The organism is Methylomonas rosea (assembly GCF_024505055.1).
In the GTDB taxonomy this organism is placed as follows: Bacteria; Pseudomonadota; Gammaproteobacteria; order Methylococcales; family Methylomonadaceae; genus Methylomonas; species Methylomonas rosea.
Genome location: NZ_JANIBL010000041.1, coordinates 19,166 through 44,582 on the forward strand (window position 1 = coordinate 19,166; position 25,417 = coordinate 44,582).

A 25,417-nucleotide genomic window follows, 5' to 3' on the forward strand; every position below is an offset into this window, starting at 1 on the left:
GGAGCAAAAATAATAACAATGACAAATCCCAGCATCAAAATACGTTCTACCGGACTCGGTTATTTTATTAACCGCATTCAAACCCTGTTTGTCAGCATGTTACGTATCTGGACGATACCCATCGTCCTGATGCTCAGCCTGTCGTCCGGCTTTACCACCTATTACGGTTTATCGCATTTCATCACCCCCTGGATTGCGTTGGTGATTACCGTCGCCATTCAGTCCATCATCGTTATCTGTTCCTTGGAAATGGCCGGCATCCATTGGAAGGCAAACAGAATGCGCTACTTTACCGTGGTAGCGTCGTTGGCTGTGGCGATTACCGCATCGGTGACTTTTTCGTATTTCAAGTTTTACGAAATATCCGAGCAGGAAACCCTGCATATCAATCGGCTGAACGAGTTGAGGCAGCAAACTAAAAGTTATCTGGACGGTATCCTGCAAGTTAAAAGCCAGATGCTGCACCAACAAAAACTTGATCTGGAAAAAGCTTCCTTGGATGCCAGTCAGGCCTATTTCGGTACACACAATCAGATCGGGCCCGGCTATAAAAATCAGGTGGGAGAAGGGCCGTTCTGGCGCCACTACAACCAAATTTATCAAGAAAAAAAGCAGGCCTTGCAACAGCAGGAGCAAGCTTTTCAGGCGCTGGACAGCAATATTCGCCTGTTACAAAGCAACCTGAATCAGTTGGATGTAACCAACGACAAGGAAGCCACCTATTCACAATTTTTAAAGAATTATCAGGATATTCAGCTGGGTGTTAACCAACTGGCCAGCAGCATCGGCCTGTCTTTACCCGATGCACCCTTGCTAATGACGTACAAACAGTTCGTTGAGGAAGTAAAGCCCTCGTTTGCGATGTGGCGCGGGTTTTCATGGTTTGCATTTGCCTGTGCGGCGATGGTGGATTTTTTCACGGTGCTGCTGTCTTATCGCTTGGAGTTTACCGCGCCGGGACCGTTAACGATCCAGGAAGAAGAACTGGTGTTCGAATGCCTGCGGCAATTCACCGAGTTTCGGATCAACGAAAACGACGAGCTGGAAATGGTAATCGAAAAATCCGACCTGGAAAAAGCCCGGCGCTATTCCGATTGGTCGCGGATGTTCGTGGTCGGGCTATTACTCAGTCGCGGTTTTTTGCGTAAAGTGGACGACAGGACCGTGGAGTTTGCGCCGAATCTGTATCCGCTGATCGCGGAAAAAATGTCCGACAAAATCGCCGCGCTTAAACAAAAAACCGTTGCCGCGCCCGGCGCCGTTAGCCATGAATAGCCCCGGAACAGAATTGGAAGCCTGGCTGGCCGGCGGCGACTTATTCGAAGAGTCGCTCGCCGATACGGAGCAGTGGATTGCCGGTTTCGATGCCGACCGGCAAGTGGTGCAGCTCAAACTCGGCCCGTATAAAAAACTCTATCTACGGCCGAAAAAATTCGTCAAACGTTTCTATCACCATATTCACCCGCTGACGATAGAAAGCTGGCAATACCGGCGACAGCTAAGTATGTTCGACGATTTTTGCACAGTGGACTTGGCACTGGATTTGCGCTTTCAGGCTACCTTGGCTTATGTGCTGAAAAACAGCGAAATGCTGCCCACGATTAACCAACATATCAAGCAGTTGTATGGCGATATTATCGACGATGTGGTCAATCTTGAGCTGCAAGCGCTGGCCGATGGCAACTGGATTCATAGCGGCCTGATCGACATCGAAAAACGTATCGCCCTGGCTATCAACCAAGTGTTGATGCAACAGCATATTCAATCGCAAGCGCTATGCAGTCTAACGGCCAGTTTTAACGAATTTCCGAACGTGCAGCTGGGCCGGGATAGCGTTTATCTGAACGTGTTGAAAAAGACTTTTGAATTGAATGAAGAGCGCACCCGCGAGCTGTCCCGGCAACAACGCTTATTGGAAGAGGAGGAAATACACGAAAAGCGCCTGCAACTGGAACATTTGCGCCGCGTATCCGAGTTGGAATTGCAGATGCAGGCTCAGGAAGCCGAAAAACAGCGGCGCCTGCTTGAAGACAAACAAGATCAGCTCAGTCAGCAACTGGAACTTGAGAAGCGTTTGTATGCCGAACAGCTACGCCACGAAAACGAATTAAAGGCCATGCGTCTTGAAGCGGAGTTGCTTGCCCAGGAAGCCCAGCAGGCCCGGCAAAGGCTTGCGGAAAGTCAGCAGCTCTCAGAACAATTGACCCATCAGGCGGAATTGCACGATAAAAAGGTGCTTGCCGATATTCGCTTGCAGCAACGCACGCAAAGCTTATGGCAAGAGAATGGTTCAACGAACGAAACAGGGAGTGATCATGCAGAGCAATAAATTGATAGGTGTAAGTTATCGGCTGTTGGTTTTGCTACTGACCGCGTTGCTGGCGGCTTGTAGTACCACACCGCGTCCGCTGCAATTTCGCACGGAAATCGATTCGCTAGTCGCCGTTAGCGCTCCGCAAAGCGCTATGCGATTTGTGGTATTGCCGGGCAATGCCGGTGCAAACGAACAGGATTTGCAGTTTATCGAATTTAAAACCTATATCGAAAAAGTCTTGGCTAATCGCGGTTACAGCAAGGCCAACAGTATCCAGGACAGCAACTTGGTGATGTTCCTGAGTTACGGTGTCGGTGCCCCTGAAGTGCATCAATACACTTACGAGGTACCATTGTGGAACGACATGGGGTATTACTATCCGTACCGAATGTCCAGATTTTACAACGGCTATTATCCGGGCTTCGGCGTCGGCGGCTATTCGCAACGTACCGAATCCTATACGACATTCCGGCGCTACCTGGTGCTGGAAGCCTGCGATAAAGAGGCCTATTTGCAACAGCAACAGCGCAAACAGCTATGGAAAACCAGCGTGCAAAGCAACGGTTCCAGCAATGACTTACGCCTGGTGTTCCCGTATATGGCGGCGGCCATGCAAGCCTATTTAGGTACTAACACAGGGCACATGATCACTGTGGATATCGACGAAACCAATACGCTGGTGCGTAGCCTGCTTGGTCCATTTCAACCCAGCACGGCGCCACCGCGATAAAGATGGAATTTGGTTTTCCGCCCCCCGGGTATGCTTGATTGCAGGCAAAATATTGACAACACCTGGTGCCCGTTACAGACTGGGTGCACAGCCGCTAAGCTAGGAATTGGATTTGATGTCTAGTCTCTGCTTGGCCGAGCCAAACGTTTAGGGATGAAAGTTAACAATAATAATCAGGAGAGCAGCATGAAAATAATCGTTTTGGGATTTATCGTGGCTTTCAATAGCTTGTCTGTGCACGCTGCGAAATACGGCCTGGAGCCGGGCGACGCGGTACTGACCAATTGTCACGAAATTTATACCAGAGGGGTGGTTAAAGCCAAGGTCGACGATGGCTACACCGTACACTTTCCGAAGAACAGCGGCCCCATCCAATGTCCGCCGTTTCGCTGGCATGCAGAGTTTGTCTTGCCGTTTCAATCCGTTCCGGAATATCGCCTGAAGTTTTTGGGCGGTTTAAAACGCGACATCGTCTTTCAGGTGGGCGAGCCGGTGACTTTTCGGGTCGATACCGACAGACGCGTCGTCAAGAACAAAGCCAACATCGACATAGACGCGCAGATTACCGACATCAGCAGCAACGGCGCGATAGCCGTGAAGTTAATCAGCACCGATCCGGAAGCAGCGGCGACATTTTGGCAATGGATAGGCGGTAATTATGTCGATTTACGGCATAAGTATTTGGAACTGGAACGGGATAAAAGATCCCGGTAATCGGCATAAATTAAGCTAAACACTTTCATGTTATTGCCAACTCAAGCGTTGGCAGGTTGCAACTATTCAGCGAATCGCAAGACACTGCAAAGCGCCGAGAAATTACTCATCTCCTGATGAACGACTATATGGATGCAGAAGGCAAGGCATGGAGCTATTGGAGAGAGGAGAATTCCTCGCCATTTAGTTTCCTGGCTTTTGCTTGACACGGAGATCAACTCAACTTGAATCCTGGTTTGCTTATTTTCCTTATTTCCCCTACGCTTTCGGTCAAACACACTGATGCGGCGTCTACATCCCTTTAAAGATGGTCGCAAAACTTCGAATGGACGGGGGCAGAGCGTTGGTCAAGACGGCATGCATTCCGCATTTTTCCATTTGACAAAAGTAGATCGGACTGTCAATCCCGATGCAAGATAACTTCAACATTACCATGGAGCAGCTGCGGGTCGGGTTGTATGTCCACCTCGATCTCAAGTGGTTTGATCACCCTTTCTCGTTCAGCCATTTCAAGATAAAGAACGAGGCACAGATCAAGACCATCCGGAGTCTCGGGCTCAAGTCGATTCGTTACGATCCGGCCCTCAGCGATTGCAATCCGCTACCTCAAAAGACACAGCAGACACAGCAGATACCGCAGGCACAGGATGAAGCCAAGCCGGATATTTCGCCGGTATTGGCGGCCAAACTCGCGCTAGTCGAGCGTATCCAGCAGCAGCGAGAGGCGGCTGCACGAATTGAAAATGCCTTTATCGATAGCGCTAAAACCATTCACGGCATCGAGAAAAACTTGTTTACCATGCCGGCGGAGACCGTGCGAAAGGCGACACAATTGGTGGACCAAATTGTCGACTCGCTGCTTTCCGCGCCGGAACTCGCTATCCACGTCATGATAGGCAAGGCGGGTGCCGAGGAATTGTATTACCATTCCTTGAATGTAACCATGCTGTCCCTGATGATGGCTCGCGACATCGGCTTGCCCCAAGAGTTGGTCGGCAACTTGGGAATAGGCGCACTGTTCCACGATATTGGTCATAAGGAAATACCCTCAAAAATTCTGATGAAAAAGGACCCGCTCAATCAGGCTGAGCGCCATTTGTTCGAAATGCATTGCCAATATGGCGCGGGTATCGGCCAGCGACTGGGGCTTGCACCAGCCGTCTTGACCATCATTCGCGAACATCACGAATTGTTCGATGGGACTGGTTACCCTAGTAAACTCAAAGGCGAAGCTATCGATTTGCTTTCCCGCATTGTCGTCATTGCCAACCATTACGATGAACTGTGTAACCCGGTGAATATTAACGATGCACTGACGCCCCATGAGGCTCTGTCGACGATGTTCGCCAAGTTGCGCAACAAATTCGATCAGAAACTGCTCCAGGTCTTCATCCGTTGTCTTGGGGTTTATCCGCCCGGCACGATCGTGCAGTTTTCCAATGGAGTGATCGGTATGGTCGTCACCGTCAATACCGCCAAGCCGATGAAACCGCTGGTGCTCATCTACGACGCGGATATTCCCAGGGATGAAGCGATCCTGGTGGACATGGCGTGCGAAGCAGATGCGAATATTGCGAAGGCGATCAGACCGGCGCAGGTGCCGCGGGAAATATACAACTATCTCAGTCCACGCAAACGGGTCAATTATTATTTCGATCCGAGCCAACCCGGCCAGGAGCAAGCCGCCAGATGAGCAGCCTCGAACATCTGATGATTGATTACAGCCAGCATATGATGTTGCTGGTTGAACCCGGCGAGTTGCGGATCATCATCGCCAACAAGGTTGTAGAGAAGATGCTTGGCTATTCGGAACAGGAATTGCTAACCATGGCCATCACCAATATCGAAAGTTCATTGCAAGACGTTTTTTATTGGGAAGATGTCCGTAACGGCCAATATCTCGATATCGAGACCCAGGACGGACTTTATCAATGCGCCGATGGTTCGATGTTGATGGTGACCAAATCCGTCAAGGTCATTCAGCATGAAGGCAGCCCTCTGATTCTGATACAGGCCAGAGATGTTCAGAACGAACACAAGGCCGAGGATGCCCTGGCCCAGATATTGTCCCAGCTGAGGGCAACGCTGGAATCGACAGGCAACGGCATTCTGGTCATCGATTGGCATGGCAAGATCGCCAACATGAACCGCCAGTTCAGTAGCATGTGGGGCATTTCGGACGACTTGCTGCTGGAGAGGGAGGAAGCGGATATTCTCGAGTTCATTGCCGGGCTGGTTGTCGAGCCGGAAGTATTGCGTATTCGCCTGCGGGAGCTGGTCGGCAACAGCGAAACCGAAGATATCCTGAGTCTCAATGATGGTCGAATTTTCGAATGCAGATCGCGGCCGCAATATCTGGGTGAGCACATCATCGGCCGTGTCTTCGGCTTCAACGATATCACCGAACGCAAACGGGCCGAGGAAGCTTTGCGCGATTCCCGAGACGAACTCGAAGAGCAGGTGCATAAGCGCACTGCCTCCCTGCAAATGGCGAATACCCAATTGCTGGCCGAGAAGGCGCGTCAAGAGGATCTCATCAGGCAGCTTGAAGAAACCCAGATGCAACTGCTGCAATCCGAAAAAATGGCTTCGATTGGCCAGCTTGCTGCCGGCGTGGCTCATGAGATCAACAATCCCATTGGCTTCGTCAACTCCAACTTGAGTACCTTGCAGGAGTATGTCGATGGGATGCTCAGATTGCTGGCGGCTTACGAACGGATCGAAGATACGTTGGTGAACGAGGCCTTGCAAGATATTACGCATCTGAAGCAGGAAATCGATATCGGCTATCTGCGCGGCGACATCGGCAATCTTCTGGCGGAATCTCTCGACGGCTTGCAGCGGGTGCGGCGCATCGTTAAGGATCTGAAGGATTTCTCTCACGTCGGCGAATTGGAACAGCAATCGGCGAATCTTGAGTCGGGTCTCGACAGCACGCTTAACGTGGTGTGGAACGAAATCAAGTACAAAGCCGATGTCGTCAAGGAATATGGCGGAATCCCCGAGGTCAACTGCATCGCGTCCCAACTCAACCAGGTGTTCATGAACCTTCTGATCAATGCGGTGCAGGCGATTGAGGAGCACGGTCGAATTACGCTTCGCACCGGTCATGACGAGAAAAGTGTTTGGGTTGAGGTGGAGGATACCGGCAAGGGCATCAAACCCGAACAGCTTGGAAAAATCTTTGATCCGTTCTTTACCACCAAATCGGTCGGCATGGGCACAGGCCTGGGTCTATCGCTATCCTATGGGATTGTTAAAAAACACAATGGGCGGATAGAGGTGAAGAGCGAACTCGGAAAGGGTACTTGCTTTCGGGTACTTTTGCCGCGGACTAGCTGACAGGCGTTCCGTCATTTTGCCGATAGGCAATCCACCATGATAAACGGTCGCGGTAATCAGGATAATTCGATCTGACTATGTGGTTTCTCTTCAGCGAATTTGCCGTTATGCCTATTCCCCCAGACAAACGGGGAACAGCTGTTGTGTTTTTGGGAATGGTTCCGGCGGGAGAGTCCGTGATTACGTTTCCAATCAGCAACGTTCGAGTTATTTTCTACATCGATCAAGCTCGGAGCTCGGATGACCGAGAAATTTTCTCGAACGACCGAGCTCCGAGCTCAATTGGCCGAGAAGTTTTCTCAATTGATCGAGCTCTGACCCGGAACGGCCGAGTTATTTTCTCAACCATTCTCCGCCGAAGCTGCATCGTTCAAGCTCCGAGCTAAAACGTTGGAGTTATTTTGTCCAATGATCGAGAAAAAAGCTTGGCCGTTGGAGAAAATAACTCCAACGGCCGAGAAAATAAGTCGAACGGGGGAGGGGGATTAATGCGCGGATGGGGTATTTGCCGCGGTGGTCGAGCTGGTCGATTTTCTGGCGAAGCGGCGACTCAAACCGTCCAGGTGCTGTTCCAGCGCGCCGTTCTTGCCGGCCAGTTTCGCCGCTTGATACACCAGCAAAGTCTGGCTGTAAGCATCGCTGCCCGCCGCCAAAAACGTATCCTCCAGCCGGCCTTGCAGCTGGCCCAAGGCCAACACCAGCGGTTCCAACTGCCGGACTAAGGTCACGTCGCGCTGATATTCGTCCAAATCGAAACTGCGCGGCAAAATGCCGGGATTTTGCACGGCCAATACCAAGCCTTGGTCCACAAACGCTCGGCTCTTGTCGCCCAGCTTGGGCAAGGCCCGGCGCTCGTCGGCGTTTAAATCGATCAAAAACGGTAACAGGTTTTGAATTTGATTGATCAATCCCAGCACCGCATTCTGCTGGTCGGCGGAGAGTTCGCCCTTGACTAAATCGTTGTTCATAATCGCTCCTTGTCAAAAAAATTGATACCGGGATGCATGTCGATGCCTGCATCGAACGGATCGAATCCCGCTAAATTAAAGGGAGGGTAGAGAGATAGCAGTCGCTGCATGCTTAAACAGCCTATTTAAACAACCGAGCAGAAAAACATGTTAAATAAACGTCTAACATGATTCGCCTATCGGTTGCCGGCTGAGTGTAGTGGAAAATCGGCAAGGATTCAAACCTATCCAAACCCGAATAATAAGAGGGGTTGATTTGTTAAGGGATTTAAATTTGATCGTAATGCCGACGAGCCGTTTGGTTGGGCTGATGGCTATCCAATTCAAAGGTTCGAGTTCGGCCAAAAGCGGACTGCTGCGTACGGTTTTAAGTGGCGGCAATTGAATGGGTAACTGCCTTCCATGCTAGATGTATACGCTTGGTTGCAAGACGTTACAGTTATTCGCTTTTGATCCTACGACCTACTACTCGCTCACTAACTTATTGTGGCGACACAAGTTTCGTGGTAGATATGCAGTTAACAGCTAAATAACTTGTTAGGCTTAATAGGCATTGCTCTCAATAACATAAATGAAAAAAAGACTGACGACAGAAGAATTTATTTTAAAAGCAATTAAAATACATGGCTACCTATATGACTATGGAAAGACTAGATATGTCGGAACCAATGAAAAGGTCATAATTACATGTCATGAACATGGTGATTTCTTTCAAACTCCTAATAAACATTTATATGGGAGGGGGTGTCCAATATGTGGTGGAAGTAAGCAATTAACAACGGATGAATGGATAGCAATTGTTAAAAGGATTCATGGCGACACATACAACTATTCAAAAACAAATTACATTAATGCTAAAACACCAGTAACAATAATATGTGAAGCTCACGGCGAATTTAGACAAGTACCGGATAAGCATAGAATTGGACAAGGATGTCCAACTTGTGGAATTAAGAAACACAAAGAATATGGTGAAAAGTTAGCAGCTAAAGCAGGAGAAGAGTTCATACAAAAAGCAAAATCGACTCATGGAGAAAAGTACGACTATTCAAAGGTTAAATATTCTAGAAGCGATAAAGTAGTAACTATAATTTGTAAAGAACATGGAGAATTTTATCAAACTCCTGATAGTCACCTTGTAGGTTCTGGTTGCCCTAAATGCATAGGTCGAAATAGAACTTTAGATGAATGGATCCAATTATGTAAAAGGAAGCATAATAATAATTACTCATATGAGGCAGTAACATTCGTTAAGATGAGTGATAAAGTTACAATATCATGTCCAAAACATGGAGAGTTTATTCAGAAGGCAATTGATCATATGATGGGAAAAGGCTGTCCAACTTGTGGGGCAAGGATTCCATCTACAGACGAATGGATAGAACGCGCTAGAACAGTACATGGCAATACATACGACTACAGCAAAGCAGTTTATAAGAACACAATTAGCTCTGTAACCATAATATGCTACAAACATGGCGAATTCATGCAAAGGGCGGGGCATCATTTGGAAGGAAGAGGATGTCCAAGCTGCGCGGGTTCAGGGTATGACAAATGTAAACCTGGCTTTTTTTATATTCAGCTACTTGATGATAAGTATATTAAATTCGGAATAACTAACAATGACCCTTCTATAAGAATGAATAATCAAGAAGTAAAATCAATTTTTAAGCATAAGCTTAAATATGCCTATAAATTTATTGATGGTTCACATGCGTTAAGAGTAGAATTAAGAATAAAGAAAATATTTAAAAGTCATTGTGGTCTTGTGGAGAGGCATAAAATGCCAGATGGTTTCACTGAGACGCTACCAATTTCAAAATTAACAATGCTGCGAATCAAGGTGCTATCAGAAATTGTTTCCATAAGAAAACAAGAAGGTAAAATATTATTCACACCATTTGAGTACAAAATCTAACCATGCACTTCCCCTGATGAAAAATCGCTATGGGGTTTTCGTCGATTGAGCTAAACCTTATTAATACCAGATAGTAATGCCTTATTTTCATGTGGTCGTAAAATCTAAGAACAACAAAAAACCCTTATGTGTTTTCAAAGATTTGTCAGAAAGAGATTTAAAAAATAAATTTATTAAACCTTATAAGCTAAATAAATCATTTTTCTATTGCGGGAGTATTTTGGCTGCTTCAGAGCTTGTAAATATAAAAATAGTTTCAACTCTCCAAAAGCATGAGCAAGAGTTAAAACGGGAGCTATCTGTAGCACATGTAGAACTTATCAAGAAAGCTGACGATTTATTTAAAGACATTATTGAAGAATCTAATGCCCTGAATTCAGAAAATGTGGGCACAAGTTTTGATACTGTTGTTGGTTATAATGACTATGAAATTCAAGATTGTGGCGTTGACGTTACCCATAAATTTATAAGAGAAGCACCAGGAGAAGGAACTTCATTATCGAAGTTTTCCGAAATTTTAAGACATCCTTGGGTGGTTCGTATTTTTGCTGGATTTTTGACATTAATGCTAATTTATCTTGGCATTAAGTAATTTTATAACTAGCGGGTCAATTTGACCGCCAAAAGCTCCACTTTTGACGTCAAGTTACCTTAATCATTGTGTATCAAGACATTTGCTAAAAAGGAAAACGATACATGAAAACACTGGAACAGCTATACGACGAAGTCGTTCCCCAAGTTGGACACGGCAAGTTCATGGCAGCGCTTGAGCATGTCAATTCGCTCATCACCGAACTTACCACGCTGGTGATCGAGGCGAACGCTTGGGGTAATGAAAACGATTGGCCAGAAATAGAGTGCTACCCACAATACAGACGTGTACGCGAGATTGGAAGCGAGATATTGAGTCTCGCTGGATTTAAGGGTATGCAAACTTCTGTTGGTTCAGTTCGTAAGCGCTTACTTGCTGCTGGGAAAGGGGATGCAAGTTTGGCTCTTCTTGAATACGGCTGGTCTGAGATTGGAGGCTGGCAACCATAAAGACCAGCGATCAACTACGACGGTACGCGGCAAAGTCGCGCGGCATCCATTAGCTTCAGGTTGAACATACAAGACGAGAATAGAATGACAAACACGGCATCGATCACATACCTATTAGAAATCCGCATAGGGTCAACGAGAAACGACCCTGTGTGTCAATTGGAGTCAAATTCACCCTTTGGTGCCATGTCAGTTGGAGATAAATTTCATCATGGGGGTCTTTCCCACGAGGCGTGGCACGATCCTCCTGGAGAAGATGAGGTTTACTTTATCGCTGATATAGCACATATAATCTCTAAGCTCGGCAACGGCAAGATATTGCATTCCATTCTGCTATGCTTAAAGGCGCGTGCATACTGAACAGTACGCTTTCCATGCCGGCCCGCTTCCATAGTGCCTTATTGGTCGGCTTGGCTTTACGTTGAATGGCTGCTCCTTGAATCCCTGCCGACATTAAGCGCAAAGCTTCGAATGTCGCCTTGGGGTCGGAATTTGCCCGTCAAAATCGTCAGCCCGCGTAGCTCCGATTAGCGATAGCGTAATCGGAGGAATGTTGGCTTCAAAATGTGCGATTACGCAAGCTAATCGCATCTACATTTTGAAGGACAGCTTATTTACCCTTTCTTGTCATTGCAAATTAATTCATATTGGCAACTTCGGGTCGGAATTTGCCCGTCAAAATCGTCAGATGGCTTTGGTCTATCGAGTCATGGCAGTTTGCATGTCCCATGAGCGGGAGAGAGTATTAACTCCCGTGCCGAACCTTGGTCAATTCATGTTGCGGCAATGGAAAGCATTCCGGGAAGGCTGATTAATCCTCCCAATATTTAAAAATAAAGCCCGCCATCTTGTTTGACGTAATTGCCAACAACTAAGGTTGGCAATTACGGGTCGATAAGTTACCTCAGATTTAGCCCTGCAAGGCTTTCAACAAACCCTGTAACTTGTCGTTGGCATCGCCGAACAGCATGCGGGTGTTTTCATGCACGAACAGCGGGTTGCCGACGCCGGCGTAACCGGAGGCCATAGAACGTTTCAGGACGATGGTGGTGGCGCCTTTCCAACATTCAAGCACCGGCATGCCGGCTATCGGACTGTTGGGGTCGTCCAAAGCCGACGGGTTGACGATGTCGTTGGCGCCGATGACGATGGAGACATCGACGTGTGGGAAATCTTCATTGATTTCGTCCATTTCAAAGACGATGTCATACGGCACTTTCGCTTCCGCCAGCAAGACGTTCATATGGCCCGGCATCCGCCCGGCGACCGGATGAATAGCAAAGCGGACTTTTTTGCCGTGGCTGGTCAGGTATTTGGTGATTTCGTTGACTGTGTGTTGAGCTTGCGCCACCGCCATGCCGTAGCCGGGGATGATCACGATCTCTTTGGCGTCGCGCAGTAATTGCGCGGTTTCTTCGACTTCGATAGGTTGTACGTCGCCGACTACTTCCGCCGCTTCACCGCCCGCACTACCAAAACCGCCGGCAATGACGCTAAGAAAGTGTCGATTCATGGCCCGGCACATGATGTAACTCAAAATCGCGCCGCTGGAGCCTACCAAAGCGCCGGTAACAATCAGTAAATCGTTGCTGAGCATGAAGCCGGTGGCCGCAGCGGCCCAACCCGAATAGCTGTTCAACATCGATACCACCACCGGCATATCGGCACCGCCGATGGCCATCACCATATGCACGCCAAAAGCCAAGGCAATAACTGTCATGATCAACAGCGGAATCGAACCGCCGCCGGTTTCGGCGCCGTCCAAAAAGCTGCCGCCCAAAATGAAAGTCACAACGAACATCGCCAGATTCAGCCAATGCCGCGCCGGCAATAACATTGGTTTGCCGCTAATTCGTCCGCACAGTTTGCCGAACGCGATCACCGAACCGGAAAAAGTCACCCCACCGATGAAAATGCCGATGTAGATTTCCAGTTCGTGGATGGTTTTTTCCGCGCCTTCCAGACTGGTGGAATGGTCCATAAAGTTGGCATATCCCACCAGCACCGCCGCCATACCGACCAAGCTGTGCATTAAAGCCACCAGCTCCGGCATTTGCGTCATTTCCACTTTGGCTGCGGCTTTGGTGCCGATAAAGCCGCCGATCAACAGGGCAATAGTCAGCATCGTATAGGCGGTGACGCTGCCGCCGAATACCGTGGCGACAATGGCAATCGCCATGCCTGTCATCCCAAAGTAGTTGCCGCGCCGTGATGTGTCTTGCTTGCTCAGGCCGCTGAGGCTGAGAATGAATAGAATCGAGGCTGCAATGTACGCCATTGTAACTAGACCGTTTGACATGTAGCTCTCCTTATTTTCTGAACATTTCGAGCATGCGGCGCGTAACCAAAAAGCCGCCGGCAATGTTGATGGATGCGATCAGGATGGCCAGCGCGGACAAAATGCTGACAACGGCACTGGGTGCCGAAACCTGCACCAGCGCACCGATGACGATAATGCCGCTGATGGCGTTGGTGACGCTCATCAATGGGGTATGCAAGGACGGCGACACATTCCAGATCACCTGATAACCGACGAAGCAGGCCAGCACGAATACGGTGAAGTGCGACAAAAACGAGGTGGGTGCAACGGCACCAACGCCGAATAAAGCCAAGCCTGCCAGCAAGATCGGCAGCCATTGCTTGACCGGCTCCGGCAGCAGCGATTTGGTTTCGGCCGCAGCAGCTGTTTCAGTCGCAGCAGCTTGTTTGGGTGCGGCGGACAATTTGGGTGGTGGTGGCGGCCAGGTAATGTTGCCTTCCTTGATCACGGTGGCGCCGCGAATCACTTCGTCTTCCATATTGATGACGGTGTTCCCGTCTTTGCCGGGTGTGAGATCGGTCAGCAGATGCCGCAGGTTGGTGGCGTAAAGCTGGCTGGATTGATTGGCCAAGCGGCTGGGCAAGTTGGTGTAACCGATGATAGTCACATCGTGTTTCACCACGACCTGATTTTTCTCGGTCAAGGCGCAGTTACCGCCTTGTTCTGCGGCCAAATCCACTATCACGCTGCCGGGTTTCATCGAGGCTACCATCTCGGCGGTAATCAGCTCGGGGGCGGGTTTGCCGGGGATCAAGGCGGTGGTGACGATGATGTCCACTTCCTTGGCTTGCTGGGCAAACAAGGCCATCTCGGCTTCGATAAATTCCTTGGACATGGTTTTGGCGTAGCCGCCTGTGCCCGAGCCGTCTTCCTGAAAATCCAGCATCAGAAACTCGGCGTCCATACTTTCGATCTGTTCTTTCACTTCCGGCCGCGTATCGAAAGCGCGGACGATAGCGCCCATGCCTTTCGCGGCGCCTATGGCAGCCAGACCGGCGACGCCGGCGCCGATCACCAACACTTTGGCGGGCGGGATTTTACCGGCAGCAGTGATCTGACCGGTGAAGAAACGGCCAAAATGCTGGGCGGCTTCGACGATGGCGCGGTAGCCTGCGATATTGGCCATGGAACTGAGGGCGTCCATTTTTTGCGCGCGGGACATACGCGGCACGCTGTCCATCGCCAGCACCGTGACTTTTTTGGCAGCGAGCTTTTGCATCAGCGCTTCGTTTTGCGCCGGCCAGATAAAGCTGATCAATTGCTGGCCTTCGCGCAGCAAATCGGCTTCGTCGATAGCCAATTGCGGATGAAACTCGGGGGCCCGGACTTTCATGACGATGTCGCTGTTTTGCCATAATTCCTGAGCCGATCCGACGACTTGCACGCCTGCCGCGCGATAAGCGTCATCGGAAATATTGGCATTGTCGCCGGCACCGCTTTCCACCAGTACTTCAAAACCCAGTTTGATGATTTTTTCCGCGGCGTCTGGCGTGGTAGCGACGCGCTTTTCGCCGTCGTGAACTTCTTTGGGAACACCGATTTTCATGATTTCTCCTAAGGTTTGGAGGGAAAGAACGGATGGTTGTTAGGCCGAAAAGCCAGCGGGCGAGGATAGGGGATTGAACCGGTTTTATCAATTGTTTTCTGTGGGCGTGGCGAATTACGCTAAAATCCAAGGGTCTGCTCAAGCCAACTAGAAGAACAATGAAAATATTGGTGGTCGATGATAGCAAAATGATCAGGCAACTGGTCACGGAATGTCTAAAGGAAATGGGGCACGAATTGGCTTATGCCGAGAATGGCGCCGAATCGCTCCAGTATATTGCCGACCATGATGTGGACTTGATTCTGATGGATGTGGAAATGCCGTTTCTAAGCGGTTTCGAAGCCACCAAAGCGATCCGCGAGTTAAAGAAAGCCGATTGGTTTCCGATTATTTTTTTAACCATGCACGATGACGACAAATCGTTCGTCAACGGTATTTTGGCGGGCGGCGATGCCTATCTGCCTAAACCGCTGAATCCTACCCGTTTGCGGCTGACAGTGATCGCGATGGAACGGATTTATGTCATGCGGCAAAAGCTGCAAACAACCCAACTGGAATTGCAGGCCGCCAATTCGGCATTGGAGCGTTTGTCATTGCGCGATCAATTAACCGGCCTGGGCAATCGCCGCCATTTCGACAGCAATCTTGCCATGCAGTTTGCGCTGTCCCGCCGCAATAAATCGCCCTTGTCATTGATCATTTGCGATATCGATTTCTTCAAAAACTACAACGATTCCTTAGGTCATCCGCAAGGCGACATTTGTTTGATTGAGGTGGCCAAAGTCATGAGGGAACAGTTGGAACGCGATAGCGATCTAGTTTGCCGCTATGGTGGCGAGGAGTTTGTAGCGATCTTGCCCGATACCCCTTTACAGGATGCTCGGGCGTTAGCCGAAACCATTCGCCGGCAGGTTTTCGAAACTAATATTACCGTTGGGGACGCGGAAGCGCGGCGCGTTAGCCTGAGTTTGGGCGTTGCCACCTATGTTGGCCAGTACAAAACCGAACAGGAGATGCTCGAAGCGGCCGATGCTGCTTTGTACAAGGCCAAACATAATGGCCGGAACCGGGTGGAAATAACTTAACCGTGTATCGAGCCAAAGATTTTATAGAAACTGCGGAAGGATTGATTTTCGCGGTAGTTGTCCAGGGCCAGGAAAACGGGAAGGTTTTATGTTTTCTGCGCTACCTCTGTCTGGAGGGTGTCTGGCGCAAGGTCGATACCGAGCTGGCTAATCGCTATCTTGAGCAGTATTGCCCGCAGTATCTGCATTACTCGGCGCTGCTCGATGCGAATTTACATGCCGTGCCGGTTACGGCGATTGTCCGGCATTACCAACCTCGACAAGTCTTGCAACGCTTATTGGCTGACGAACCCGGAGACCCGGTATTAGCCGATTTGCATAAACTGTGCGGCTTGTTGCGGGACAATGGCTTGGCGCTTAGCCAATTCGGCGTGACCGGTTCGCTACTGGTGGGTATGCAAAAACACAGTTCCGATATTGATTTGGTTTGCTACGAGCGTGGCGAGTTTCATCGTGCGCGCAATATCGTTCAGGCTTTGATCGCTGAAGATCGCTGTCAGGCCTTAAACGACGATGATTGGTTGGAGGCTTATAAGCGGCGAGCCTGTGATTTTGCCTTTGACGAATATGTCTGGCACGAACTGCGCAAGTACAACAAAGCCATGATCAATGGGCGCAAATTCGATTTGTCTCTGGCGGTTGCCGACCCGTACACACAGGATCGCAGCTACCGTAAACTGGGCTTTATCAGTATCGACGCCGAAGTGTGCGATGACCAATTCAGTTTCGATTATCCCGCTCGGTTTGTTATTAAGCATCCGCAAGTCGATAGCGTGGTGTGTTTTACCGCGACTTATAACGGTCAAGCACAAACCGGGGAACGGATTCGCGTGGCCGGGCAGTTAGAAGTCGATCGAGACGGTGTCCAGCGCATAGTGGTAGGCTCGAACCGGGAAGCCATAGGCGAATTTATCAAGGTAATCCGTTGAAAGGTCGGCGTTGGCGGGCGGTTATCTTTGATATGGACGGTCTGGTTTTGGATAGTGAGCCTACCTATGTGCAAGCTTGGCAGGCTGCAGCCGATGAGCTTGGTTTTACGATGCCGGCCGAATTTTGGGATGGCTTGTCCGGTTGTTCCGGAAAGACGGTTACTCAGCGTTTGCAAATGCACTGCGGGCTTGATTTCAATCTGGAAAAGTTTCAGCAATTAAGTAGCATTTATTGGCTCGCGCATGTGCAGCAATACGGTATCGCCGTAAAACCCGGTTTTTTTGCCGTGTTGGACGTATTAGCTCTGCACGGTTTGCCGTTCTGTCTGGCAACGAATAGCCCACTCGCGGCAGCGCAACAGTGCCTGGCCTGGGCCGGATTGACGGATATTTTTTCCTGTATTGTTGCCGGCGATACGGTGCGCGCCGCCAAGCCCGCCCCGGATATTTTTTTGCGCGCTTCCGCAGAATTGGCACAGCAGGTCGAAGACTGTTTGGTGCTGGAAGACTCGCCAACAGGCGTCCGCGCCGCTCTGGCCGCCGGAGCGCCTTGCGTCTTCGTGCCGTCGTTACGGCCAACTGACGCATGGGCCGCCGAACACGCCGATTTTCTAATGGACGATCTGCACCAAGTGGCCGATTTTATCTCGGCCCGCCAATTTCATCCGCTATAATGCCCGCTCCTTACTATTTGACGGAATCCAGGTGGTGAAAGCGCGGTACCAAACAGTCACGGTGATAGCGCCGGCTCGCTTGCATATGGGCTTTATCGATTTAAGCGGGGCGTTGGGGCGGCATTTCGGCAGTATTGGTTTGGCGCTGAACGAGATCAATACCAGGCTTACCATAACCGCAGCGGAAAGCCTGCAAGTTAGCGGCCCGTCAGCTGCTCGTGCCCTGAAATGTACCCGGCAATTTTGTCAGCTGCTGGGCGTTTCCGATGCACTCAAGATCACTATCGATAATGCCATCCCCGAACATATTGGGTTAGGGTCCGGCACGCAAATGGCTTTGGCTGTCGGTGCCGCGTTAAATGCCTTTTACGGATTGGGGCTGTCGGTGCGGGAAATAGCGCAGCTCTCCGATCGCGGCGCGCGTTCCGGTATTGGTATCGGCATCTTTGAGAAAGGCGGCTTGGTGGTGGACGGTGGCCGAGGGCCTGATACCAAAACCCCGCCGATGATCGCGCAAATGGCTGTGCCTGAAGACTGGCGGTTTATTTTGGTGTTCGATCAGCGCGGCCAAGGTTTGCACGGCGAACAGGAAGTAAGTGCTTTTCAGCAGTTGCCACCGTTTCCGCAAGCACAGGCCGAACGCTTGTGTTACTTGCTGTTGATGCAGGGTTTGCCGGCTCTGGCTGAAGGCGATCTTGATAAATTCGGTGAAGTGATTACTTCGTTGCAACAAGCGGTGGGTGAGCATTTCGCGCCGGTACAGGGTGGGGTATTTACCAGCCCGGATGTTGCGGCAGCGATGGCGAGTCTGGCCGCGCAAGGTGCGGTGGCGATAGGTCAGACTTCGTGGGGGCCGACAGGATTTTGTGCGGTTGCCGATCCGCAAGGCGCGGCGGAGCTACTGGCTCGGTTGGAAGCGCAATTCGCCGCATCACCGTTAAGTTTTATGCTGGCCAGCGCTCGAAATCAGACAGCCGAAATTATTGTCAGTTAGCGTTTGTTTCAGTCAAGCACATGCTCGGCGCTATCTTTGCTTTGTCTATTGTCAGTCCATTCTGCGCTAAGCCTATCGCCGCTATTGCCGGCTCTTAATCTAAACGTAAAAAACGGATTTTTGGAGATACTGCCGGCCAAGTTGACGGTTAGAATCAGTTGGTCGTTTAGTTTAACCAGCAACTGCTCGATAAAATGCGCCGGAATCAACTCACCGTTGGCATCCCGATTGCGGCCGTTTTCCATCGGATGCGAGATCAGCAATTTAACTTCTACGTAGCCGTCGCGCCGTTGGCTTCTGATTTTTACAGTGTTAGCCATATCAACCTGTACCGCAGCCGCCGCGCATTACATTGACCCAACGGCTGGTGCGCAGTAGCTCTCCGTTATGTTCCGCAAGCAAAATCACGCTGCAAGATTCGGCTAATTTAATCCGCGCGGTGAGGAAGGTTGCTATTAGTGGCGTGAGTTCGAATTCCGCCAGCAGCGGCGTAGGGTTTTTATCGGCGAATAGATACAGTTTCTCGATGCCGTCCAACTCACTAGCAATGCTCACCGGCACCACCGCGCCATCTTCGGCAATCTCGGGCAGAATCAAATTGAGTTTATCGCTATCAATCACCGTTCGCTGATCGATAAATTGCGCGTAGAGGGTGCCAAAGTCCTCGGCGGCAAAATGCTTTGCCAACCGCTCGGCAACTGCGCTTGCGGATTTGCCTGTCAGCCAAGCCCCGGCCAGCAAAATACCGGAGTGCTTTAGAAATAGACGGCGGGTGCTAGGCATGAAATTTAATAACCATAAAAAGTTTGATGTATATCAAAAAAATTAAGCCTCCACTTGTTATCTTTTGCCCCGTTGAAATTTTTTCAGCACCACCATCACAAACAACAAAAGGAAGGTACAAAATGAGTGAAGTACAAGAAAAAGATAATTTCTGGCTCTATATCGTCATTGCTGTCGTCTTGGCGGCTGGCGCTGTACTGATGGTAAAAAATGCCGAGCATGACAAATATGCTACCGCAGCAAAAAATATCGCCGAAGACTCCGCCAACTCAGCTTACCGCAATGATGTACTTCACAGCGGTGGCGCGAAAAGATAAGCTCTTTTCAGCGTTTCGGGAAATGTGATCTGCGTTTCCCAAATTCGCGGATTTTGGTGGGGCATCCGGGCCCCGTCAAAATCCGTTTCTGTTTCTGCTAGTCGTTAAACAATACTGTTGCTTTCAGCAAGGCGATAGCATTGGTCATGCCAACTTCCAAGTTTTTCTCGATTTCGGCCATGGTGATTTCACCCTCGACCACACCGGCCGCCCAATTGGCTACCACCGAGATGTTTGCATAAGCCAAACCCAGTTCCCGCGCTAGCGCGGCTTCCGGCATGCCGGTCATACCAACCAAGTCGCAACCATCGTTAGCCATGCGTTTGATTTCGGCAACTGTTTCCAGTCTCGGTCCTTGGGTGCAGCCGTAGGTGCCTGAGGTGCTTATCGATATGTTTGCCTGTTGCGCGGCTTGCATAATGCGCGTACGTAGCGAGGGTGTATAAGGCTCGGTGAAGTCGATATGTGTGACATGCTCCAGATCGTCGGCAAAAAACGTATGCTCCCGGCCATAGCTGTAGTCTATCAATTGATCGGGAATCGCAATAACGGCCGGCGCCATCTCCGCGCCTATGCCACCGACGGCGGCAACGCCGATAATCTCGGTAACGCCTAGCTGTTTTAAACCCCAGATATTGGCCCGGTAGTTGATTTTGTGCGGCGGAATACGATGTGGATTGCCGTGTCTGGCCAGGAACACTAGTTTCTTCCCATTTAGCTCGCCAAGTAAATAAGGCGCGGACGGTTCGCCGAAAGGTGTGCTTACACGTTCTTCACCGGCGATTGTTAAGTATTCGATTTGGGTGAGGCCGGTGCCGCCTATGATCGCCAATGTCATAATACTTCCTTGCAGGCAAATACGCCTGGCGCATTTCTAAGATAACCCTTGTAATCCATGCCGTAGCCAAACAGATAATGATTGGCGACTGTCAGGCCGATAAAGTCTGGCTCGATAGGTTTGGTGACTTGCAGGTCCTTGTCGAACAGTGCGGCCGTGTATACGGCGCTAGCACCTTGGTCCCGGCAATATTCGACAATGGCATGCAGCGTATGACCTTCGTCGAGGATATCGTCTACCACCAATACCGTGCGCCCAGCTAACGGAGTAGTCGGTTTGAATAGCCAATGTATATCGCTGCCCGAAGTGGTGTTGCGATAGCGGCTGGCGTGGACGCTATCCAGATTCAAGGGAAAGTCCAGACGCGGCAGCAATTTGCCGGTAGCGATAATGCCGCCGTTGATGACGCACAGCACCAGGGGGTTACTGTTTTGTAGTTTTTCGGTGATCGCCGCGGCCATGTTATCCAAAGCCGCCTCGACTTCCTCGACGCTATGCAGCAATAGTGCTTGCTGTTTAACAATGCCGATTTCTTCAAGCATGGGATTCATAAAATTCCGAGATTTGTTTGGAAACTATTTGCCATTTTTCATTTTTCGCCAAGGTGTCCTTGTCGAGCTGACATTTACCGCGCATGGCTTGCAAGCGTTGTTCGCGTTTGCTGTTTTGGCTGATAGGCAATTTATCCAGCACTTGTTCGGCGGCTGCCGAATTATTGCAAACCAGCAGCATATCGCAGCCGGCTTGCTGGGCAAGGCCGGCGCGTTCGGTAAAGTCGCCTATGCTGGCCGCGCCTTCCATGCTCAGATCGTCGCTGAATATTGCACCGTCGAAACCCAGTTCGCCGCGCAAAATCGTTTGTAACCAAAAGCTGGAAAACCCTGCCGGGTAGCGATCTACCTGCGGATAAGCCACATGAGCCGGCATGATGGCTTCCAGGCCTTGTTCGATCAGTTGCTTGAACGGCACTAAATCCTGCCGGCGGATCGTTTCCAAGTCGCGCTCGTCGACTGGCAAGGTCAAATGCGAATCCAGCGCCACCGCCCCATGACCCGGAAAGTGTTTGCCGGTGGCCGCCATGCCGGCGCTGCGCATGCCTTGTCGAAACGCGCCGGCCAGTTCGCCGGCTAATTTCGCGTCTTGGGAAAACGAGCGGTTGCCGATGATCTCGCTAACGCCGCAATCCACATCCAACACGGGCGCGAAACTAAAGTCCACATCCACCGCCAGCAGTTCGCTGGCCATCAGCCAGCCGGCGGCTTCCGCCAGCTCGGATTGTTCGGCGTAAAAAGCTGCTGCCGGTAAGCGGGTAAAGCCGTTTTGAAAGCGTTGCACGCGGCCGCCTTCCTGATCGACCGCGATCAAAATGTCGCCATTACGCGCGGCGCGGATTTGTTTGATCAAATCGGCGACTTGCCGAGGGTTGTCGTAATTTCTAGCGAACAGGATTAAGGCGCCGGTATTGGGGTGAGCGATTTTTTCTTTGTCCAGCGCGCTGAGGCTGTGGGCCTCGATGTCGATCATGACCGGGCCGATAGCTTGTGGTTTCATGGTGATAAATGGTGAAAATGGAATATACTTTTGGTCCAACCATCACATTATATGAGGAAACCGTGCGAACATTTATTTTGTTGATCAGTTTGATGCTGTTACCGACGATGACTTGGGCTAATTCCGGCGAAAAAAAAGCCGACGAGAGCGCCGGTCCGGTTATTGAGTATGTGGAGATGAAACCTAAGTTCACCGTCAATCTGGCCGAGCCTAAAAAATATTTGATGCTGAATGTGCAACTACTGGCGGAAGGCGCCGAACACGTCGAAAAAATCAAAAAATATATGCCGGTTTTACGTCATGAGATGATCATGATGCTGAGCGGCATGAAAAGCGCCGATTTGCAAAGCATGGAACAGCGTGAAGCTTTGCGCTTGAAAACCAAACAATTGATAACGGATTTGTTGACCAAAGCTCAAAATAGCGATGGTTTCCGCGACGTCTTCTTCTCGGAGTTTTTGATCAATTAGCTATCGTGATAAATCAATAGGCTTGAATAAAAAAGCTTGCAGCGATGCAAGCTTTTTTTTGCACCTTAACTTCCTGATCAGCAAGAATCTTCAGCTAAGTGCTTTAGCCGCGCGGATACCCACAGAGCACAAGAACGAGTACCCTGTTCCGCGAATGGTAGGCTCTGAATCATCCATGAAGCCTGAAATCCGGCAATCCGCCGGAATGAGTGCGTCCATGAGGACGCTTTGGTGACCAGGTTAAAGTCCTTGTTACTGACCGGGCACGGGAGATGGTTTTCAGTCAGTGAATAGCCAAACAAATATTGCTGCATGCTTGATTGCAAACGCCAGCCGTGAAACGATTGGTGCCCTGCGCCACCTCGTAACCTTGACTTCATCCATGAATAAATCGCCCACAGCAAGCCTATCCGCCGAGAGTTCCATACCGATCATCAGTGTGCGTGGGGTTAGTAAAACCTATGCCGGCGGTTTTCAAGCGCTAAAAAATATAAACCTGGATATTCAGCGCGGCGAGATATTTGCATTGCTTGGACCAAACGGCGCCGGCAAAACGACGCTAATCAGCATTGTCTGCGGCATCGTTAACGCTAGTGCCGGCAGCATCATCGCCGACGGTCACGACATCGCCCGCGACTACCGTGCGGCACGGGCCGCTATTGGCCTGGTGCCGCAGGAACTGCACACCGACGCGTTCGAATCGGTGTGGGCCACGGTCACATTTAGCCGAGGCCTGTTCGGTAAGCCGCCCAACCCCACTTACCTGGAAAAAGTCCTGCGTGATTTATCGCTGTGGGATAAGCGTAACGAGAAAATCATGGCGTTGTCCGGCGGCATGAAGCGTCGGGTGTTGATCGCCAAGGCGCTGTCGCATGAACCGACGATATTGTTTCTCGATGAGCCGAGTGCCGGCGTGGATGTGGAATTACGCCACGATATGTGGCGGATGGTCCGCGAACTGCGAGAGCAGGGCACTACTATTATATTGACTACGCACTACATCGAGGAAGCCGAACAGATGGCAGACCGTATTGGTGTCATCAGCAAGGGCGAGCTGATTCTGGTGGAAGATAAAGAGGTGTTGATGCGCAAGCTCGGCAATAAGCAGCTTACGCTCAGGTTACGACAGCCCATGAGCATTATCCCGGCAGAGCTGAGCAATTGGTCGCTAACGCTGTGCGAACACGGTCACGCCTTGGTATACAGCTTCGATACGCAGACGGAAGAAACCGGCATTGCCGAGTTGTTGCGTGCGTTAGGCGAGCACGGCATCGAGTTTAAAGATTTGCGTTCCAGCGAGAGTTCCTTGGAAGATATTTTCGTCAGCCTGGTGCATAGGCCGATGGAGGCACAGGCATGAATTTTTACGGCATTCGCGCGATTTATCGTTTTGAAATGGCTCGCACCTTCCGTACCTTAATGGAAAGTGTCGCTGCTCCGGTATTAACCACCTCGCTGTATTTCATTGTGTTTGGCAAAGCCATCGGTTCGCGGATGGGCGACATCGACAGTATCGGTTACGGCGCTTACATCATTCCCGGCTTGGTGATGTTGAGTTTACTAAACGAGAGTATCTCCAATGCCTCATTCGGTATCTATATGCCCAAATGGGCCGGGACGATTTACGAGCTGCTATCGGCACCCGTATCCTGGATTGAAGTGCTGATTGGTTATGTGGGGGCGGCGGCCACTAAATCGGTGATGTTGGGTATGCTGATTCTGGGCACTGCACGTTTTTTTGTAGCCTACCAAATCGCCCATCCAATATGGATGATAGGCTTTTTGTTGCTGACCGCCGTGACCTTCAGTCTGTTTGGTTTTATCATCGGCTTGTGGGCCGATAGTTTTCAGAAATTACAGGTTATACCCATGTTGATTGTCACTCCGCTGACCTTTCTGGGCGGCGCGTTCTATTCGATCAACATGTTGCCGCCTATCTGGCAGCAGATATCTTTGTTTAATCCGGTGGTCTATTTGATCAGCGGCTTTCGCTGGAGCTTTTATGAGATAGCCGATGTGGATGTTGCGGTGAGCATTGGCATGATTTTCGGCTTTCTGATGGTTTGCCTGACTTTTGTCTGGTGGGTGTTCAAGAGCGGATACAAGATAAGACGCTGAGGCGCAAAATCGAAGGTCGGCGGGCAACATGGTGCTTACTTCTGAGCAGTGATCTGGAGATTGGCGTGTGATGGGTACAATCCCTTTTCCAGAATTTTCTCCTGTTTGTTGATTGTGCTATGACCAAGCCATTGATTTACAAGGGTCGAGCAAGTATCAGCAACGCGGCTGGCCGCTTTGAAAAGCAGAGCAGGCAAGCTGAGGACGATGGTTGGGGCTGTTTGGACGCAGAACTGCCGCCCTTGCGGACCGACGTGATCATCGACAGCAGCAAATCGGTGATCACGTATAACGATTCGCCGGATATACCGTTTGACCGGTCTATAAACCCCTATCGCGGCTGCGAGCATGCTTGTATTTACTGCTTCGCCAGACCGACGCACGCTTACTTGGGCTATTCCGCCGGGCTGGATTTTGAAAGCAAAATCCTGGTTAAGCCCGAAGCCGCGCGCCTGTTGCGTGAGGAATTGGCGAAACGCAGTTATCGCTGCGCACCCCTGGCCTTGGGGACCAACACCGATCCTTACCAACCGCTGGAGCGACAGCAGCGCATCATGCGGCAGATTTTAGAAGTCCTGCTAGAGACCCGCCATCCGGTCAGCGTCGTCACCAAGTCGGCGTTGATCGAGCGAGACATCGATATTCTGGCGGACATGGCCGGGCAAGGTCTGGCGTCAGTTTATCTGTCGATTACCACGCTGGATAGAACGCTGGCGCGCACCCTGGAGCCGCGTGCCGCCGCGCCGCAACGCCGCCTGGAGGCTG

The 25,417-nt window shown here is 50.4% G+C and carries 26 protein-coding genes; 18 read left to right on the plus strand and 8 right to left on the minus strand.

Annotated features, from left to right (window positions below):
- Positions 1 to 18 precede the first annotated feature (18 nt).
- From NP589_RS13515 to NP589_RS21685, 6 genes are all read left to right on the plus strand, one after another.
- The gene (locus NP589_RS13515; RefSeq protein ID WP_256607473.1) at positions 19 to 1,275 is read left to right on the plus strand and encodes a hypothetical protein; all 1,257 of its coding nucleotides are present in this window, start codon (positions 19 to 21) and stop codon (positions 1,273 to 1,275) included.
- Positions 1,268 to 2,329 carry a hypothetical protein gene (locus NP589_RS13520; protein WP_256607474.1) on the plus strand — a complete coding sequence of 354 codons (1,062 nt, stop codon included), beginning with the start codon at positions 1,268 to 1,270 and terminating at the stop codon, positions 2,327 to 2,329. Before NP589_RS13515 ends, NP589_RS13520 begins: the two co-directional genes overlap by 8 nt.
- Positions 2,316 to 3,044, plus strand: a complete 729-nt coding sequence (locus NP589_RS13525; protein WP_256607475.1) for a hypothetical protein — start codon at positions 2,316 to 2,318, stop codon at positions 3,042 to 3,044. Before NP589_RS13520 ends, NP589_RS13525 begins: the two co-directional genes overlap by 14 nt.
- 186 nt (positions 3,045 to 3,230) lie before the next feature.
- On the plus strand, positions 3,231 to 3,758 hold the full coding sequence (locus NP589_RS13530; RefSeq protein ID WP_256607476.1) for a hypothetical protein: 528 nt from the start codon (positions 3,231 to 3,233) through the stop codon (positions 3,756 to 3,758).
- Positions 3,759 to 4,167: 409 nt separating this feature from the next.
- Positions 4,168 to 5,451, plus strand: a complete 1,284-nt coding sequence (locus NP589_RS13535; RefSeq protein ID WP_256607477.1) for an HD-GYP domain-containing protein — start codon at positions 4,168 to 4,170, stop codon at positions 5,449 to 5,451.
- The gene (locus NP589_RS21685; protein ID WP_305891011.1) at positions 5,448 to 7,100 is read left to right on the plus strand and encodes a PAS domain-containing sensor histidine kinase; all 1,653 of its coding nucleotides are present in this window, start codon (positions 5,448 to 5,450) and stop codon (positions 7,098 to 7,100) included. Before NP589_RS13535 ends, NP589_RS21685 begins: the two co-directional genes overlap by 4 nt.
- A gap of 485 nt (positions 7,101 to 7,585) precedes the next feature.
- Here NP589_RS21685 and NP589_RS13555 read toward each other — a convergent pair whose 3' ends face one another.
- Entirely contained in the window at positions 7,586 to 8,068 is a 483-nt protein-coding gene (locus tag NP589_RS13555) for a hypothetical protein (protein ID WP_256607478.1), read from the minus strand.
- 571 nt (positions 8,069 to 8,639) lie between these two features.
- Between NP589_RS13555 and NP589_RS13560 the strand changes: the two genes are divergently transcribed.
- The 3 genes from NP589_RS13560 (at position 8,640) to NP589_RS13570 (ending at position 11,027) form a co-directional block, all read left to right on the plus strand.
- Positions 8,640 to 9,986: a DUF723 domain-containing protein gene (locus NP589_RS13560; protein WP_256607479.1), complete on the plus strand. Its 1,347-nt coding sequence runs from the start codon at positions 8,640 to 8,642 to the stop codon at positions 9,984 to 9,986.
- Between the two features lie 76 nt (positions 9,987 to 10,062).
- Positions 10,063 to 10,578, plus strand: coding sequence for a hypothetical protein (locus NP589_RS13565; RefSeq protein ID WP_256607480.1), 516 nt, complete (start codon positions 10,063 to 10,065; stop codon positions 10,576 to 10,578).
- A 104-nt stretch (positions 10,579 to 10,682) separates the two neighbouring features.
- The gene (locus NP589_RS13570; RefSeq protein ID WP_256607481.1) at positions 10,683 to 11,027 is read left to right on the plus strand and encodes a hypothetical protein; all 345 of its coding nucleotides are present in this window, start codon (positions 10,683 to 10,685) and stop codon (positions 11,025 to 11,027) included.
- A gap of 910 nt (positions 11,028 to 11,937) precedes the next feature.
- On the opposite strand, the gene pntB is transcribed toward NP589_RS13570, so the two are convergent.
- Entirely contained in the window at positions 11,938 to 13,326 is a 1,389-nt protein-coding gene (pntB, locus tag NP589_RS13575; RefSeq protein ID WP_256607482.1) for a Re/Si-specific NAD(P)(+) transhydrogenase subunit beta, read from the minus strand.
- A gap of 10 nt (positions 13,327 to 13,336) precedes the next feature.
- The gene (locus NP589_RS13580) at positions 13,337 to 14,893 is read right to left on the minus strand and encodes a Re/Si-specific NAD(P)(+) transhydrogenase subunit alpha (RefSeq protein ID WP_256607483.1); all 1,557 of its coding nucleotides are present in this window, start codon (positions 14,891 to 14,893) and stop codon (positions 13,337 to 13,339) included.
- Between the two features lie 158 nt (positions 14,894 to 15,051).
- Here NP589_RS13580 and NP589_RS13585 point away from each other — a divergent pair, with 158 nt between their 5' ends.
- Genes NP589_RS13585 through NP589_RS13600 form a run of 4 tightly spaced genes read left to right on the plus strand, consistent with a single transcriptional unit; the run spans position 15,052 to position 18,575 of the window.
- The gene (locus tag NP589_RS13585) at positions 15,052 to 15,978 is read left to right on the plus strand and encodes a GGDEF domain-containing response regulator (RefSeq protein WP_256607484.1); all 927 of its coding nucleotides are present in this window, start codon (positions 15,052 to 15,054) and stop codon (positions 15,976 to 15,978) included.
- Positions 15,979 to 15,980: 2 nt separating this feature from the next.
- Positions 15,981 to 16,907 carry a hypothetical protein gene (locus tag NP589_RS13590; RefSeq protein ID WP_256607485.1) on the plus strand — a complete coding sequence of 309 codons (927 nt, stop codon included), beginning with the start codon at positions 15,981 to 15,983 and terminating at the stop codon, positions 16,905 to 16,907.
- Positions 16,904 to 17,581: an HAD family hydrolase gene (locus NP589_RS13595; RefSeq protein WP_256607486.1), complete on the plus strand. Its 678-nt coding sequence runs from the start codon at positions 16,904 to 16,906 to the stop codon at positions 17,579 to 17,581. Before NP589_RS13590 ends, NP589_RS13595 begins: the two co-directional genes overlap by 4 nt.
- A gap of 34 nt (positions 17,582 to 17,615) precedes the next feature.
- Complete coding sequence (locus NP589_RS13600) at positions 17,616 to 18,575, plus strand: beta-ribofuranosylaminobenzene 5'-phosphate synthase family protein (RefSeq protein WP_256607487.1); 960 nt, start codon at positions 17,616 to 17,618, stop codon at positions 18,573 to 18,575.
- An 8-nt stretch (positions 18,576 to 18,583) separates the two neighbouring features.
- Here the strand turns inward: NP589_RS13600 and soxZ are convergent, their stop codons facing one another.
- Together soxZ and NP589_RS13610 are read right to left on the minus strand one after the other, a co-directional pair.
- Positions 18,584 to 18,895, minus strand: coding sequence for a thiosulfate oxidation carrier complex protein SoxZ (gene soxZ / locus NP589_RS13605; RefSeq protein ID WP_256607488.1), 312 nt, complete (start codon positions 18,893 to 18,895; stop codon positions 18,584 to 18,586).
- Between the two features lies 1 nt (position 18,896).
- Positions 18,897 to 19,358 (minus strand): thiosulfate oxidation carrier protein SoxY, encoded by a 462-nt coding sequence (locus NP589_RS13610; RefSeq protein ID WP_256607489.1) that lies wholly within the window; start codon positions 19,356 to 19,358, stop codon positions 18,897 to 18,899.
- A 122-nt stretch (positions 19,359 to 19,480) separates the two neighbouring features.
- On the opposite strand from NP589_RS13610, the gene NP589_RS13615 reads away from it, so the two are divergent.
- On the plus strand, positions 19,481 to 19,675 hold the full coding sequence (locus NP589_RS13615) for a hypothetical protein (protein WP_020482153.1): 195 nt from the start codon (positions 19,481 to 19,483) through the stop codon (positions 19,673 to 19,675).
- A 97-nt stretch (positions 19,676 to 19,772) separates the two neighbouring features.
- On the opposite strand, the gene NP589_RS13620 is transcribed toward NP589_RS13615, so the two are convergent.
- From NP589_RS13620 to nagZ, 3 genes are read right to left on the minus strand one after another with little or no spacing between them, the layout of a single operon-like run.
- Entirely contained in the window at positions 19,773 to 20,513 is a 741-nt protein-coding gene (locus NP589_RS13620) for an S-methyl-5'-thioinosine phosphorylase (protein WP_256607490.1), read from the minus strand.
- Positions 20,510 to 21,055, minus strand: a complete 546-nt coding sequence (locus tag NP589_RS13625) for a hypoxanthine-guanine phosphoribosyltransferase (protein WP_256607496.1) — start codon at positions 21,053 to 21,055, stop codon at positions 20,510 to 20,512. The genes NP589_RS13620 and NP589_RS13625 overlap by 4 nt, the downstream gene beginning before the upstream one ends.
- Positions 21,048 to 22,064 carry a beta-N-acetylhexosaminidase gene (gene nagZ, locus NP589_RS13630; RefSeq protein WP_256607491.1) on the minus strand — a complete coding sequence of 339 codons (1,017 nt, stop codon included), beginning with the start codon at positions 22,062 to 22,064 and terminating at the stop codon, positions 21,048 to 21,050. Before nagZ ends, NP589_RS13625 begins: the two co-directional genes overlap by 8 nt.
- Before the next feature lie 62 nt (positions 22,065 to 22,126).
- Here nagZ and NP589_RS13635 point away from each other — a divergent pair, with 62 nt between their 5' ends.
- The 4 genes from NP589_RS13635 to NP589_RS13650 all read left to right on the plus strand — a co-directional run.
- A complete protein-coding gene (locus NP589_RS13635; RefSeq protein ID WP_256607492.1) occupies positions 22,127 to 22,534 on the plus strand; it encodes a flagellar basal body-associated FliL family protein in 408 nt (135 codons plus the stop codon).
- A 382-nt stretch (positions 22,535 to 22,916) separates the two neighbouring features.
- Positions 22,917 to 23,894 carry an ABC transporter ATP-binding protein gene (locus tag NP589_RS13640; protein ID WP_256607493.1) on the plus strand — a complete coding sequence of 326 codons (978 nt, stop codon included), beginning with the start codon at positions 22,917 to 22,919 and terminating at the stop codon, positions 23,892 to 23,894.
- On the plus strand, positions 23,891 to 24,652 hold the full coding sequence (locus tag NP589_RS13645) for an ABC transporter permease (RefSeq protein WP_256607494.1): 762 nt from the start codon (positions 23,891 to 23,893) through the stop codon (positions 24,650 to 24,652). The genes NP589_RS13640 and NP589_RS13645 overlap by 4 nt, the downstream gene beginning before the upstream one ends.
- Before the next feature lie 119 nt (positions 24,653 to 24,771).
- Positions 24,772 to 25,417 (plus strand): radical SAM protein (locus tag NP589_RS13650; RefSeq protein ID WP_371929672.1); only part of this gene is annotated, 646 nt, incomplete at its 3' end.